This is a genomic window from Lederbergia galactosidilytica (assembly GCF_017873565.1).
GTDB classification, from domain to species: Bacteria; Bacillota; Bacilli; order Bacillales; family Bacillaceae_C; genus Lederbergia; species Lederbergia galactosidilytica.
Genome location: NZ_JAGGKH010000009.1, coordinates 48,158 through 63,343, shown reverse-complemented (window position 1 = coordinate 63,343; position 15,186 = coordinate 48,158). Strand labels below are relative to the sequence as shown.

Sequence of the window (15,186 nt, the reverse complement as noted above, 5' to 3'; positions counted from 1 at the left end):
GTTGTTTTTTCAAACTTAAAATAAGCGTAAACTATATTGATATCATTTTAAAAGGTGAAGCACCGTTCGATAAAACTCAAAAATATAAATTCTCGAAGATTTTGCTTAATTCCTGTATACTGAAAAAATAGAGATATGGAGGTGCGCAGGATGAATTGGAAATCGTTTATTGCAGGTGCAGTCACTGGCCTCATTGGTGGTTATTGCTTGCGTAAAGTGCTGGAAGAAAAAGTACCGTTATCCGGAGAAAAAATATTAGCGGATGTTAAAGAAGCTTTTAAAAGGGAAGGTAGCATTGATGGCTCTTGGATGCAGATGAAACCTGAAGATTATCAAAAACACGCGTTAAAAACGAAGATATATCGTGGCGGCATTATGCGAACTCGCGATGGCGAGCGACAGCAGTTTGAATTTATCGCAGATGCCTATACTGGAAGCGTTTTGGATGTATATCCCATTTAAGAAAAGGCAGAAAGCACCTATTCATCAATGGCGCTTTCTGTCTTTTATGTTTATCGGTTTAAATCTTTTAATAATTTCCCCTGATCGACCCGCTTCCTGTTCAATGTAGTAGTGATTTTTCCATCCTGATCCCATTTCAAGGCACGATAATAAGCGTCATGGTAAAAACTGAACCAAGCATCTGCTTCAAGTGCTTTAGGGATCCATTTCTGTTTTTCACGAATTGAATCCATCGGGTAATCATCATAAGCGAGAACCCATAAAGGATTCTGATGGGCATGAGTTGGCATTAGATCTGCCATATGTACAAGCCTTTCCCCCGCACTCTCGATCAGAATGAGAGAGTGTCCGGCACTATGACCTCCCGTATGAATCATTTGAATACAGTCTTCAAGATTAATCTCGTTCTGATAGGTTATCACTTGATCGACAATCGCTTGCCAGTTTTCCGGCCAGTATGTATTACGCGAACGAAGATTTGGATTACGCATTTCATCCCACTCTACTTGAGAGGTGTAAATTTTCGCATTGGGAAATGTTGAAACATACCCATCATCGGCTGGTTTCGTTAACCCACAAGCATGATCAAAATGAAGATGGGTCATTAGTACAAGGTCAATATCTGCCGGTGTAAGGTCAAGCTTCATCAGGTCCTCTTCTAGCTTCGATTCCTCCGAAACACCATAATTTCGTTTCTGCTTATCAGTTAACTTTCCATTGCCGATCCCTGCTTCAATTAAGACGTTTTTCCCATTCACCTGCAACAACATTGGGTCACAGCGTAGCTCAATTTGATTTTTGTCATTGACCGGATATTTCCGGGTCCACAAAGGTTTTGGCACAACTCCAAACATCGCGCCCCCGTCCATAAACGTGTCTCCCCCATTTAACCACATCACCGTAATATTGCCGATTTGTAAAGTTTCCACTTGCGGAAGCCTCCATTCCCTAAAACTATTATGGTTATTGTAGCAATTTATGGAGGGATACAAAAGGGAATTGTCCAATCATGCATGATGCTTACCGCTCAATTATGGTCTGACAGACAGCAAATAAGCAGGCAAGAAGACAATAATGTCTTTTCACCTGCTTACCTTTTTCATTCTTACGAGGAATTTATAAAATCCTAGATTGTGGATAAGTTGCTTATGTGGCGGTCAACATCCAGCTCCAGCGCCTAGAAAATTTTCGCCTTCTGATTGCGTAAGTCAACCATCGGCTCCTTCGTCGCCGTGTTTGCTTTATCTCAGGCCAACAGGATGTTGATCAGAACGGCGTTGCCACAGGAAGTGGCGTATTTAGCCGTTCAAATTTGTACGTCGCTGAACAGGCGCTTGCGCTTTTGTTCTTTATCGGTAAATTGGACTTCACAGCGATAAATCGGATGACCTTTTGCTGTAAATTTCTCTTCGTATTCGGTCATAATATTGCCTTCATAATCACTATCATGTAAATCCAACCATACACCATTTAATTTCATGCCATAGTGAGAAAAGCTCACAAGCGAATATTCAAATAAGCCACGGTTATCAGTTTTAAAGTGAATTTCCCCTTGGTCTCCAAGAATTTCTTCATAAATTTTTAAAAAGGAGTGATGGGTTAAGCGCCTTTTTTCGTGGCGATTTTTTGGCCATGGATCGGAAAAATTAAGATAAACGCGCGCCACATCTCCTTGGGAAAAAAAGTTTCTTAGATCTGCGCCATCCGTATGTAATAGCTTAACATTAGGTACATCAGCTTCTATTACTTTATCTAGAGCCGTAACAATCACACTTTGCTGTAATTCAATTCCAATATAATTAATATCTGGATGGACACGAGCCATTTCTGAAATAAACTGCCCTTTGCCTGTCCCTACTTCAATATGAAGTGGCTTATCATTGCCAAAAAGATCAGTCCATTTCCCCTTATAGTCTTGGGGATTAGGAATGACAAATTGAGGATATTGCTCAATTTTCTCTTTTGCCCATGGTTTATGTCGTACACGCATGTTTCAAAACACCTCTGATTTATCATCATTTTAAAATTGGCTCACGTTTTTAAAAAAACTTTGCACAAGATTTTGCGATTACCAATTAAAAGTATAACCTGATCCTATCCTTTACCAAAATCAAGTAACGCATAAAGGCATTTCATCTGCGCAAACTACAAGCAACTCATTGGAAAGGAAGAGAAAAGAATGTCTTTAAATCATCAAGACCAAGTCAATTTATTACAAGATATTTTAAATAATCATTTAGAGGACTGCTGTGGGGCTGTCTCAGAATATGAGCAAGTAGAACGGTTAATACAATCCTTACTTGCGAATCAATCTGTACCACAGGAAATGGAACCTCTTTTACATGATATATATAGCTATTCTCAAACAGGGAAAAACTCAAGTGATCTTGATCAACATATAAATGCCCACCAGGACCAGCTTTCCCAGTGGGTGCATGTAATCAATACTTTATCATAAATGCTTTGTTAGAGGATAAGAACAAGCATAACCATTTCTCATAAAATTTTCTAAGTCCTTTATCCAATAATTCACCTCAAACCTATTTCCTCTTGTTTGGTGCCATTGTATGGATAATAAAGTATGGGCAATCGTATACCATTTCATCCGCCATTCAAGATTTTTGGTAAGAGGACTACCATAATGATGTAACCAGTGAGACCATTTGTTTTTTGGAACATACCAATGTAGAAGCACCCCTAAATCGAAAGCGGGATCGGCGATCGTGGCGCCATCCCAATCAATTAGAAAGGTCTCCCCTTGGTCGGAAAGCAACCAATTATTATGATTAACATCCCCGTGACAAACAGCCCAATCATCACATTGTATAGTTGTCCATTCTTTTTCAAGAAAATGAAAAGCCTCTTTGATCGTGGAAATGGAATATAGCTCTTGGTCCAATGTTAACTTAATATCCTGTAGCATCAAATTTGGTCCGTAAGGCTTCTTCTCCATCCGAGCCATCATACTTAAAAGTGGCTTTGATTCATGGATTTTTTTCAAGAGTTTTGGCGCTTCTTCCCCCGCCATTTCTCCCGCTGAAAATTCTCTACCGGCTAAACATTGCTGGGCCGTTACGACATCACCGTTTTCCATCCTTCTTGTCCAGATCAACTTCGGGACGATCCCCTCAGCTGATAAAACAGCCAAAAATGGGGACGAATTTCGTTTGAGAAACAGTTTCTGGTTATCTTTGATTGCAAAAAAAGCTTCACCGGTTGCTCCACCGGCAGGTATAATTTCCCAATCCTGCCCCAATAAATGTTCCACCTAATTTCACCTTCAATTATATCAACAAATAGTAGTATCATACGACTTGTATTGGTAAATTCGCGTTAAAATTGTATGTTCAAAAAAGACCAATTCGTTTAAAGGGTACCTACATTAATTTAAACTAAACCCTCCGCTGCAAAAATCGATTATGTTTCCCCAGCCGTTTTGAACATTTTCTAGAAGAAAAAAAAGATCGCTATTGACTGAAATAGAATAGCCATCTGTATTTTACAATTTTATCGTTAATCGCCAATTTTCGTCAAGTGGCAATTGATGAAAGTTTCATTTTCATTACTTTTCCATTAAAAAGTAATACACACTTCATTTCTTCTGCTTGATGGATCAAGGCTGATAGTCATAATAATGCCAACAGACATGGCGATACCATAATGATTGACTCCTGTTGGCAATTGTTATGGACAATTTAACTTTCCAATGTGCACTTTTTGATTACTCAGATTCCCAATTTGGCCGTTGGAATGAAGTCGTTTGGCCGTAATCCAATAATGCTTTTGCCGCTCGGATTTGCATCATTTTAATAGGTGATGGCGTTTTTCTCGCCTTTTCAAACCATTCTTCGTATGTTCGCTGATCGAGAATCGTTAAATCAACGGAGGCATCAGGATAATCAATAAAGCCATTACGCGAGACTATCGCTTTACGGATAGGTAATTCAACTTCATACAAGTGAAAAAGCTGCTTAATAATTTTCTCCATTCGATTGACTGACATTACAGGATTTAGAACTTTCTTTTCCTCTTCTTTTACTTTCATCGACCAAAAGTGTTGGTTCGCCCCAATATAAGCAGCTTGATCTGCTTTCTCAATAAATGCTAAACACCATATTTCTGTCGGGGTAAGCAATAAAACTTCCATTTCAACCGGTGCTTTTTTTAATAAGAAAACCGGTTCATAAAATAGAAAATAATTATCTGGAAAACGTTGCAGAAAATGTTTTAATCGTTCATCTATATAAAAACGCCGATCTACAAAGGATTTCTCCATAACTGTTGAACTTGCCCATTTCAACTGAAAAAGCAATAATTGATCGAGAAAACTTTGTTTTAATTCCGTTTCATTCTGAGCATGTAAAGAGGGGGAAAAGTCAAAATTTTCCTCTTTATCTTGTTGTGTAATATGTTCATCAATGGATTCGATGGGAATTTCAATCGCATTTGATCTTCTTTTAAACAACTTTTTTAGCTTAGGAAATTTCCTCTCCTTTTCCGGAAGGATTTCAATTTCTACCGGAGTATGACTAGGTTGGAGCGGCTCTCCAGTTTCCCATGCTTGTTTGATTTTCACCCATTGTTGTTTTTTCAGTCGAATAAACTGAGAGGGGTAACGTGATAAGTCTGTTTCATACCGCGAAACATAATCTTGTAGTTTTAATAATTGCGCCATATAAACTTAACCTTCCTTATGCCTGCAGGACGCAGGTTACAAAGGCGTTGCGATGTACAGAAAGTACTAGCCGCATGGACTTTTCCGACAGGATGTCGCGAAGTTAGCCTTTGATCCTTATATTAATGAATCCATTATACCAGATATTTTTTCAGAACCCCATTTAAGATTGGGAGAGAGGGAAGATCCTGACTTTCTCATATTTCGGTGTTCTTTCCGGATGAGTTTTATATAAAACCACTTCATTCGCCAAAAATGCAAGTGAAGGATAATATGAAACCAATTGTTCCTTTTTCAGTTCTTGTTCAGCTTGCCATTTACGTGCTAAGGTAATATGCGGATGAAATGGACGTTTTTCTAATTTGAATTGAGCGTTTTCGCAGGTTATATAAACCTTCCTCTGTAACTCAACTAAAGACTCTGCCTCCGTTAACCCTGCCCAAAAAACTCGCTTACCAAATGTATCAAGATGCGTAATTTCTAATGAAGGGGCTTTGAAATCAGCAAGATTCTCCCGCATAATTTCAACCGCATTAGCTAACTTGTCTTTTTCTGCTGCACCCAGAAAAGCCAATGTAATATGATAATCAGCGGGATGCACCCACTTTTTAAAAGGAAAGATGTTTTTTACATTTTTGCATATTGAAGCTAGCTCTTCTTTGATTGGATCAGGCAATGCCAACGCAAAAAAATAATGTTCAGCCATAATGATCATCCTCCTTATGCTTTCTTTGTCTACCTACCGCGCCTAGCGGCTAGCAAACTTACAGCTTCTGATTGCGTTAGTCAACATCGGTTCGTCCTTTTGTCCTCACCGTACTGTCTCGCTACAGACGGCAGGAGCTCGAGGTCAAATAACCCTGAACCGCTGAAGGCAAGTTCACCCTTCTTCGGTTCAGGAACATTTGCTTGTCGCTCCTAATCAGCCGTCTTTCGCTTTTCACTTTTCCTTTATCTCAGGCCAACAGGATGTTGGTCAGAACGGCGTTGCCACAGGAAGTGGCATACTTAGCCGTTCATCCTTATTATCTAAGTTTAGGCTCACAGGATGTGAGTCAGAACGGCGTTGCGCCAGGACGGCGCGCCTTAGCCGTTCTTCTTTTGATTCGCTGAACAGGCGCTTTCGCTTTTCTTTGTCTAGCTCCGACTCCTAGCTGCTAGCAAACTTTCGGTGCCTTCCTACGATAAGTCAACATCAGTTCGCGCCTACTAGGCTCACTGTGTTTCCTTTATCTCGTCAGGCCCCTAGAAAGTTTGTACGCAGCTGAACAGTCGTCTCTGCTTTTCTTTGTCTAGCTACAGCGCCTAGCGGCTAGCAAATTTACGGCTTCTTCTTACGATAAGTCAACATCAGTTCGCCTTTTAGGCTCACTGTGTTTCCTTTATCTCGTCAGAAGCCTTTAAATTTGTACGCCGCTGAACAGGCGCTTTCGCTTTTCTTAGAAAAATCCGATGTTTAAGGGTTCTTATCTTAAACATCGGATTTCTTTTACATTTTTTGAGTTTTTACTTCCTCTATTTTTTCTAAGAATAGAGATTGTAGTTTTTTTGTTAGTGGGCCTGGTTTGCCATCTCCTATTGATTGTCCGTCAAGTTGTACAATCGGCATTACTTCAGAAGTGGTACTTGAAACAAAAATTTCATCTGCCGTTTTTAAGTCATCTAAATGAAACTCTTCCTCTGCAACAGGAATTTGATTGGCTTGGCAAAGTTGCAAAATAACTTGGCGGGTAATGCCGTTTAAAATTAAGTTGGTTGCTGGATGGGTTATGATTTTACCATCTTTTATAATATAGGCATTAGAAGACGATCCCTCTGTTACCGTGCCATTCCGATGTAGGATTGCTTCATAACAATCTTGCTCTTTAGCTTCTTGTTTTGCTAAAACATTCGGTAGAAGATTTAAGCTTTTGATATCACAGCGTAACCAACGGATATCCTCTGTAACCATTGCCTTTACACCATTTTCAAGCTTTTCTTCTGGTCTTGCTACTTCCTTAGTATAGGCAGTTAAGACAGGCTTTATATCTTTTCCTGGAAAAAGATGATTTCTCGCTGTTGCTCCTCTTGTCACCTGCATGTAAATCGATCCATCTTGAAGATTATTCTCTTTAATTAATTGCTCGATGAATTGAAGCATTTGCTGCTTATCGAAAGGCATTTCCATTTTTATTTTTTCCGCACTGTGAAAAAAACGATCTAAATGCTCATCCGCCGTAAAAGCCATCCCATCATAAATACGGATGACTTCATAGACACCATCACCAAATTGATAGCCACGATCCTCTATATCAATCACAGCTTCAGTACGCTCGATTAATTGATCATTCACCAATACTTTTGCCATTAAGAACAACCCCTATTTAATTAGACTTAATTATTTCTCTCTTGCTAGTTCATAAATCGCTTGGGCATATATTGCTGTTGCTTGCCAAAGGTCGGCTAATTCCATATATTCATCCTTTTGATGAGCTACATCTGGACGTCCAGGAAATAATGCTCCAAAGGCGACACCAGAATCAAGCGATCTAGCATATGTTCCGCCACCAATCGCCAATAATTCTGCATTCTGACCTGTTTGTTCTTCATAAACAGCCTGCAATGTCTGAATGAGAGGGGAGTCCTCTGGAACATGATGGGGATCAGAATTTGTGTACTGTCCTAGTTGAAAATGTAATTCTTTGCCTTTCCTTTGAATCGTTTTCTTCCCTTCTTCTTGATCAAAGGTAACAGGATAACGCATCGTAATCCCAAACTTTCCACCTTCATGCTCGTTATATACCATTTTTCCTACGTTAATCGTTAATTCGCCTGAAATCTCGTCTTGGTATGCTACTCCAAGTGCTCGCCCACGTGAATCTCCAAAAAAGAATTCAACTGCCGCTTTCATATACTCATTTCCTCTAGCATCAAGCGGAAGTGTCGATAAAAAGTTCGCTAATAATAAACCAGCATTTTTACCTTTATCAGGCTCTGAACCATGCGCACTTATTCCATGAAGCTCCATTATCGAATAGCCGCTTTCTACATAATATTTTCCATTTAGCTCTTGTGTATCCAAAAAATCTTCAAACAGTTGAATAATATCTGTATTGCCATCTTTAATATCCAGAATTGCTTTCGCATGATCTGGAACCATATTATAGCGTAACCCAGACACAAAGGATAATAAGGTAATCGGTGCGGAATTCTCATCCTTATCCATTAAATCTTGAACAAGATCAAAGTCAGCAATTCCCTTTTCGGCTATGATAATTGGGAAATCAGCGTCAGGAGCAAAACCCATTTCTGGCATTTCTTCCTCTTTAAAATAGTGATCAACACAACGCCAATCACTTTCTTCATTTGTGCCAATAATCAGTCGAACTCTTTTTTCAAGAGGCAAGCCTAATTCTTTCACAATTTTCATACCATAATACGCTGCGATTGTTGGCCCTTTATCATCAATCGCACCTCTAGCATAGATTCTATCATCCTTTACAACACCAGAAAAAGGATCATCAGACCATCCATCCCCAGCAGGAACAACATCGACATGCCCGAGGACACCAATTAAGCCCTTTCCTTTTCCTGTCTCTAAATGCCCCGCTACATGACCAGTATTTTTCGTTGCAAATCCATCACGTTGACCAAGTTCAAGCATATAGTCAAGCGCTCTCTTAACTTCTGCACCAAAGGGAGCTTCAGCTGTAGCCTTCGCCTCATCCAGTACACTCGGGATTTGCAGAAGTCCTTGTAAATCTGCAAGAATGGTATCTTTTCTTTTTTCTACTTCTGCTTTCCAGTCTATTTTTGCCATTCCAACCATGACTCCTTTTCAAAAATTCTCTTTTTCTATTAGTGCGTGTTCAAAAAGGAGGATAAAAAAGACCATGTCAGTGCCTACGCTAACGTCAATCGCCAATGTCCACTTTTATATCCTGTACGTCAAAAGTTCGAGGCGAATTTGCGCGTGTGCTAACTTCTACGTTGTCCACAGGACATGACGGCACTTAGTCAAAGGACCTTTAGCTCGCAGTGCCCGTTTTAGCGAGACCTGCAGGACACAGGTCGATTGTTGTCGCGAAATGAGCCTTTGATCCTTACTTTTTGAATATCCTCTATTATATACCTTTTTTTCCAATTCATAAATTTGGAATATGTGTAAATAAAAAAATTCGTATGACCACAAGCAAACCAACAATGACTATAAAGGGTATCAGGGAAGCGATGGTGACAATTCTCTTCGCTTGAAAAAAACCTATCTCCATCGGATATTTTCTAACAAAAGGGTGTTCTTCCACTGTTCTTCGCCACATATTTCCCACCCAAGTTAATAAAAATACTGCTCCTGATATGAAGACAGTGATTTTTAACCATACTGGCGGTAAGAGAATAATTGCGGCAGCAGTCACACTGATAATTTGCATGTATTGTAAAATATATTGCGAGTTCCGTGTTATCGCCTTGATAAACAATTCTAAATAACCGGTTTTCTCATTACGAGTTTTAAATAAACGATTTGATCGTGTGTATAGCCGCGGCTTGATACGATTGCTTGTACTTCTTGATTGCTTTTCAATATCCAATGAGAGTTGAAAGATCATTTCCGTATATTTATTTTTCTCTAATTCATCAATGGTTAAATCTTGCTCAAAATTGTGAACTGAAGTAAATCGATGACGTACAAACAAAATTGAGAGGGCGGTGTTGAATACGATTAGCAGTAAAAGCCAACCAACATTCTGCTGTAAAAAAAACTGAAAACCAAGTCCCCAAACTATCAAGGCGCCAATGAAAAATGGAATCCCTCTTAGCAGACTTCGCCATCCACGTACCTGCACATTCCATTTCCCTTTTATCGCCATAATTAACCATTTTAAAGATACCCAAAGACCAGAAAAAAGGATAAAATCCCCTGTATGTAATTGAAAATGTTGATACCAAAATGGCCCGATCGCGATTCCTACTCCCAAAACTGATAGACATTGATAAAGATAAGAATAGATAATTCCCCACTGTTTTAACTGCAGAAATAACTTTTTATTTTTTCTCAGAAAAATTCGATCTGCTTCCCGCACATAAGTGTGAAAATGATCTCCCCATAATAGGAGAAAGAACAATGCGAGTAATTGGATCGGGACTCCATCCATCCAATTGGGCATTTCCAGCCACCAGGAACGGTAAATGAAAAAGGAAATTACGGTAGCAGGCAATACAAAATAAACAAAAACAGTCCAATCAACAATGGATTTGATTGTACGAAAGCGATGCTCCCACTCTTGCTTCAATCTCATCCAAAATAGCTCTTTACTCTTCATCTTCTTCGACCTCTACCTCCAAACAAGAATAGAGACTACCGTCTGTAGCACCACATTGTTTTAACACCTCATCTAATTGACCTTTCGCTTTCATCCGCCCTTTTTCAATGATAATAAAGGTGTCACACATTCTTTGTGCTGTATCTAATATATGGGTGCACATTAAAATTCCCTTACCTTTACTTCGTTCTTCTTCTAAAAGATCTAAAAGTAGTTTTGTCGAACCAGGATCAAGCCCCATAAACGGCTCATCAATGATCAAGAGATCTGGTTTTGTGAATAAGGCAAGCGCCAACATTCCTTTCTGCTGCATTCCCTTTGAAAAGTTTCCAGGAAATTTATGGAGATGAGCAGATAAGCGAAATTGTCGCAAGATCTCCTTGGCATAGTGGAGGGCGTCTTCTCCTAGCTCCTCGACAGCGGCCACAAACTCAAAATGCTCCCAAAGCGTTAATTCTTGATAATACAAAGGACGCTCTGGAATATAGGACAGCTTCCCACCCTCAGCTTTTGAGATCTCCCCTTCTACAAAAGGTAATTCATCCAAAATTGCTTTAATTGTCGTGCTTTTTCCTGCTCCATTTGCTCCAATCATTCCCATTAATTCACCTTGTCTAATTGAAAAGTGAATATCGGAAATTGTCTTCTTATTTATTTGATAACCAGCTTGCTGTATATTCACCTCTAGTAAAGCCATATAGCCACTCCCCTATTACGTTCATCCATCTCCCTTACATTTACGAATAAATGACTAAAAAGTTCCCAATCAAAGTTTTTATCTACAAACACTGAATGCAAGAACCAAATTTGCTACTTTTATTTATAAAAAAGAACTTCCCCCTTTTCATTTTTGAATAAATGCGTTAAAATGGAACTGTCTGAAAATAGAATATACTTAAAGTGGTTGTTCTAAAAGGGAAATAGAAGGACACATCCATATGAGAAAAAGAGCGAAGTGTCAATTAAACCTTTGGAACATCTCTTAAAAGGAGTTGTCTGCGGGAAATTACCATCTCTTTAACTAGGCAAGATGTCAACCGACTGCCATGGGATTAAAGATGAGGGAGTGGTTTTATTGAAACCGTCAACGAATAGAATGCTTACCAGGGTCAAATCCATTTACTTATATATTCTAGAAAATGGAACCGTTACAACACGGGAGATCGTGGATGAATTTGGAAGCACTCCTCGCACCATTCAGAGGGATTTGAATGTGTTAGAATACAATGACCTAATCAGTAGCCCGAGACGTGGAAAATGGACAACAACGGAGAAAAAAGTGAAAGTAACTTAACCTATAACGATATGTATTATTTATTCAAATAGGATTGGTCACTTAGGTGAGCATAAGTCACCGAAGCGCCTTATCCAAGCTTGAAAATGTTTTTAACAAAATGTGGACTGCCCATTATAAATGGAGGGCAGTCATTTTATTGCCGTATTCTGTAATTGAGATACCTCTTCTTCTGTTAATTCGCGATATTCCCCTAAGGATAATGCCTCATCCAATTGTAAAGGCCCCATCGAAATTCGCTTCAAATAGATAACTTTCTTTCCCACAGCTTCAAACATTCTTTTCACTTGATGGAACTTTCCTTCTGTAATGGTTAACTCAATATCTGAACGTTCTCCTGCTTTTAAAATCTCTAAAAATCCTGGCTTTGTTTCATAACCATCATCTAAAATGACCCCTTTTTCAAAGGCTTGCTTATCATCCTCAGTAACTTGGCCTTTAATGATCGCAAAATATGTTTTGGGCACATCCTTTTTAGGTGAAAGCAATTGGTGGGCTAATTTTCCATCATTGGTTAATAAAAGTAATCCCTCTGTATCCTTATCTAATCGTCCTACTGGGAACGGCGAAATGAAAGCATCGTCTGGATGCAATAAGTCTATCACGGTTTTTTCATGTAAATCCTCTGTTGCCGAAATCACATTTCCTGGCTTATTCATCATTAAATAAATAAATTCACGATAAAATACTTCTTCCCCATGAACATAAACTGATTGTTGCTCGGGGTTCACTTGTGTTTTCGGATCCTTGACTGCTTTCCCTTCAACCGTAACACTGCCATTTTTCAGGAGCTTTTTTACCTCTTTCCGACTACCGTAACCCGTATTTGCTAAAAGCTTATCAATTCTCATCAAAATTCTCCTTTTCCTCTATTGCCTTCCTCAATTAAAAACATTTTTAACTTATTTCTTCCCTTTAGGCCTAAGCCCATACCCTTTACAAACTTTTACATAGGCTGATGTTGGAAGAGATAATGAAATGGAGTGACGTATAAATGAGTTTTCGCCAACAAATGCCTATGCCGTTTTCTAATCAAATGCCGTTTCCTGGTCAAGTAATGCCCCAACTACAAGGGGATATGTCGCAACAACCTATGTATGGGGAGTTTTCACAACAAGATGATATGCAAGCAAAACATTTCTTTCCTGGAACGCCAAATCAATCCTCACTTAATCGCAGAGTAGATCAATTAGAGAATCAAGTGAGAAGACTAGAACGCCAATTTAATCGTCTTGAACGCCGCGTATCTCGTTTAGAAGGTCAAGGAAGCTACCCAGGATTTCCGGGCCATCAAGGCCGGCCAGAATATGATGAAACTGGGTATTATTAATTCTTTTAATGGCTAACAAATTCCACCCTGTCAAGAATTAAATATATTCATGAACAATCATAACGGCATATATACAGATACGGGCAGTTGCCCCCACCTCATTCTAACATTAAGGCGGGGACACTGCCCATTTCAAAATATGTTTATTTTATCGCTAGAAAGGGAATGGTTAACTCATTCCCAGTTTCTTCTTCACTCTTGTTAATCGTTCACCAAATAGACGATCAGCTAAACCAGATTTCAGGCTTAAATAACCATAAATCCCTGCTCCAATCGCGGCACAAATAAAGATTAGTAATAATCCTTGCAGGCGAGATTCTGGATTCATAATAGAGTGAAGACCTAGGTAAATAAAGTACACTGGCACTAACATGGCGATATTAAAGATCACAATTAAAAGAACTCTTCTATAGACAAGTCGTAGTGGATATTTGGCAAAGATTTTTATAACAATCAAATTAATCACGATTGAAACGAAATATCCGAGTGCTGTTGCATAAATCGCTCCATCTGTACCAAAGGCCTTAATCAATGGGATATTTAAACTTAATTTAATTAAAATCCCTGTTAATAAGCTTAAGATCGTGAAGCGTTGTTCATTGATTCCTTGCAAAATCGCTGCGGTCACGGAATATAAAGCAAACAAGATCGCGACAGGTGCATACGTTCTCAGCACCTCTGTTCCGAGATCTGAATAACCATAGAACACAGTATAAAAAGGTTCTGCCAATATCATCAGCCCTAAGGCTGCTGGCAACGTAATAAATAATAAAACTTGAATCGTCTGATCAAGCTGACGGAAGAGAATTTTCCGATCGTCATTGACGAAGGATTCCGTAATTAAAGGAACCAATGTCATCGCAAAGGCTGTAGCTAAAGATACCGGGATGATCACCAATTTATGATTTAAACTTAAGGTTCCATAAGCATCCAAATAATTGACTGCTTGGCTCCCAGCAGCCATAGCACTGTTAAATGTTAATTGATCAATAAAAGTATATAATGGATTGGCAATGCCGACCATGACAAAAGGAAAAGCATAGACGATAATTTCCTTATACATATTGCCTAATGATACATTGAGTTCGCCTTTACTTTGCAGGCGTTGTTCGTCTAATTTCGGCTTACGTTTTCTCCAATACCAAAGTAAGACAATAAGACTAGCAATCCCACCGATAAAGGCCGCAAATGTCGCCACCCCAATCGCGGTCACCACACTACCCTTCAACATATAGATCACAATATAACTACCGGCTAATAAGAAAATAATTCTAGCCAATTGCTCAATGACGGTTGAAACGGCAGATGGTCCCATTGACTGGTTTCCTTGGAAAAACCCACGGATTAAACTCATGGCAGGAATAACAATTAAAGCAAAGCTGACGGCCCTGATGACAGAGGCGACATCTGCAATCGTATATTCAGTCTCTGCCCCTTTTAACACAATTTCTGCGATCGGCGTCGCTAATCCGTACATTATGAGAAAAGAGGCAATCCCTGTTAAAGTCATCACAAACAAGCCTGAGCGAAATAACCGATGACCTACCTCATATTCTCCTAATGCGTTATATTTTGCAACATATTTGGAAACAGCAAGAGGTACGCCCGCTGTAGCAATACTAATAAAAATTGTATAGGGCGTATAACCATAATTATAGATAGCATAGGCACTTTCCCCACCAATAATCGCTTTAAAAGGAATAACATAGAGAAGACCTAATACTTTGGATAAAATTGTACCGAGCGTTAATATAAATGTTCCCCGTATTAATTTAGATGACATACATTCTCGAACTCTCCATTTTTTATTTTCCATTAAAACATATTATTCTACACACTATTCATTAGTTTACAGCTATCGACTTAATTTGACAATGAGTTCAACGTTGCGTTTGTTAAATGTTCATAGTATTTTAAGAAAAGTGGTAGGTGTATGACTAGGTATATTTGACTTATTTCTTAAATGCCTGTTGCAAGGAGTAGGGCGACGCCGTTTACACAACGTTTTTCATATAGAAATACTTTTACTTGTAAATATTTCCTTAGCAAAACAAGGAGTCTTTTCTCCTAAAATAACCCAAACCATTAAACCTAAAAATATGGTAAGGACTGTAAGCTGGCAGCA

15 protein-coding genes are annotated in these 15,186 nt (G+C 38.9%); 4 read left to right on the top strand and 11 right to left on the bottom strand.

Features of this window, described 5'->3' with window-relative positions; genetic code table 11:
- The first annotated feature begins 150 nt into the window (after positions 1-150).
- On the top strand, positions 151-462 hold the full coding sequence (locus tag J2Z23_RS11045) for a PepSY domain-containing protein (protein WP_057982103.1): 312 nt from the start codon (positions 151-153) through the stop codon (positions 460-462).
- A gap of 50 nt (positions 463-512) precedes the next feature.
- Here J2Z23_RS11045 and J2Z23_RS11040 read toward each other — a convergent pair whose 3' ends face one another.
- Positions 513-1,391 carry a YtnP family quorum-quenching lactonase gene (locus J2Z23_RS11040; RefSeq protein ID WP_209973941.1) on the bottom strand — a complete coding sequence of 293 codons (879 nt, stop codon included), beginning with the start codon at positions 1,389-1,391 and terminating at the stop codon, positions 513-515.
- 377 nt (positions 1,392-1,768) lie between these two features.
- Positions 1,769-2,452, bottom strand: coding sequence for a tRNA (guanosine(46)-N7)-methyltransferase TrmB (gene trmB / locus J2Z23_RS11035; RefSeq protein ID WP_057982107.1), 684 nt, complete (start codon positions 2,450-2,452; stop codon positions 1,769-1,771).
- Between the two features lie 189 nt (positions 2,453-2,641).
- On the opposite strand from trmB, the gene J2Z23_RS11030 reads away from it, so the two are divergent.
- Positions 2,642-2,920, top strand: a complete 279-nt coding sequence (locus tag J2Z23_RS11030; RefSeq protein WP_209973939.1) for a YtzH-like family protein — start codon at positions 2,642-2,644, stop codon at positions 2,918-2,920.
- On the opposite strand, the gene J2Z23_RS11025 is transcribed toward J2Z23_RS11030, so the two are convergent.
- The 7 genes from J2Z23_RS11025 to J2Z23_RS10995 form a co-directional block, all read right to left on the bottom strand.
- The gene (locus J2Z23_RS11025) at positions 2,915-3,730 is read right to left on the bottom strand and encodes a phosphotransferase family protein (protein ID WP_057982111.1); all 816 of its coding nucleotides are present in this window, start codon (positions 3,728-3,730) and stop codon (positions 2,915-2,917) included. The genes J2Z23_RS11030 and J2Z23_RS11025 overlap by 6 nt on opposite strands.
- A gap of 453 nt (positions 3,731-4,183) precedes the next feature.
- Positions 4,184-5,137 carry a nuclease-related domain-containing protein gene (locus tag J2Z23_RS11020; protein WP_057982113.1) on the bottom strand — a complete coding sequence of 318 codons (954 nt, stop codon included), beginning with the start codon at positions 5,135-5,137 and terminating at the stop codon, positions 4,184-4,186.
- A 163-nt stretch (positions 5,138-5,300) separates the two neighbouring features.
- A complete protein-coding gene (thpR, locus tag J2Z23_RS11015; RefSeq protein ID WP_057982114.1) occupies positions 5,301-5,843 on the bottom strand; it encodes an RNA 2',3'-cyclic phosphodiesterase in 543 nt (180 codons plus the stop codon).
- A gap of 783 nt (positions 5,844-6,626) precedes the next feature.
- Positions 6,627-7,484 carry a D-amino-acid transaminase gene (gene dat / locus J2Z23_RS11010; RefSeq protein WP_064468535.1) on the bottom strand — a complete coding sequence of 286 codons (858 nt, stop codon included), beginning with the start codon at positions 7,482-7,484 and terminating at the stop codon, positions 6,627-6,629.
- A gap of 30 nt (positions 7,485-7,514) precedes the next feature.
- Positions 7,515-8,936, bottom strand: a complete 1,422-nt coding sequence (gene pepV / locus J2Z23_RS11005) for a dipeptidase PepV (RefSeq protein WP_057982118.1) — start codon at positions 8,934-8,936, stop codon at positions 7,515-7,517.
- A gap of 325 nt (positions 8,937-9,261) precedes the next feature.
- Positions 9,262-10,437 (bottom strand): ABC transporter permease, encoded by a 1,176-nt coding sequence (locus J2Z23_RS11000; protein ID WP_057982120.1) that lies wholly within the window; start codon positions 10,435-10,437, stop codon positions 9,262-9,264.
- Entirely contained in the window at positions 10,427-11,134 is a 708-nt protein-coding gene (locus J2Z23_RS10995; protein WP_064468534.1) for an ABC transporter ATP-binding protein, read from the bottom strand. The genes J2Z23_RS11000 and J2Z23_RS10995 overlap by 11 nt, the downstream gene beginning before the upstream one ends.
- A 378-nt stretch (positions 11,135-11,512) precedes the next feature.
- Between J2Z23_RS10995 and J2Z23_RS10990 the strand changes: the two genes are divergently transcribed.
- The gene (locus J2Z23_RS10990) at positions 11,513-11,731 is read left to right on the top strand and encodes a DeoR family transcriptional regulator (RefSeq protein ID WP_057982124.1); all 219 of its coding nucleotides are present in this window, start codon (positions 11,513-11,515) and stop codon (positions 11,729-11,731) included.
- Between the two features lie 131 nt (positions 11,732-11,862).
- On the opposite strand, the gene J2Z23_RS10985 is transcribed toward J2Z23_RS10990, so the two are convergent.
- Positions 11,863-12,582, bottom strand: coding sequence for a pseudouridine synthase (locus J2Z23_RS10985; RefSeq protein ID WP_057982126.1), 720 nt, complete (start codon positions 12,580-12,582; stop codon positions 11,863-11,865).
- 143 nt (positions 12,583-12,725) lie between these two features.
- Between J2Z23_RS10985 and J2Z23_RS10980 the strand changes: the two genes are divergently transcribed.
- Positions 12,726-13,061 carry a hypothetical protein gene (locus tag J2Z23_RS10980; RefSeq protein ID WP_057982128.1) on the top strand — a complete coding sequence of 112 codons (336 nt, stop codon included), beginning with the start codon at positions 12,726-12,728 and terminating at the stop codon, positions 13,059-13,061.
- Between the two features lie 169 nt (positions 13,062-13,230).
- Here the strand turns inward: J2Z23_RS10980 and J2Z23_RS10975 are convergent, their stop codons facing one another.
- Positions 13,231-14,844, bottom strand: a complete 1,614-nt coding sequence (locus J2Z23_RS10975) for a putative polysaccharide biosynthesis protein (protein ID WP_064468532.1) — start codon at positions 14,842-14,844, stop codon at positions 13,231-13,233.
- Positions 14,845-15,186: the final 342 nt, after the last annotated feature.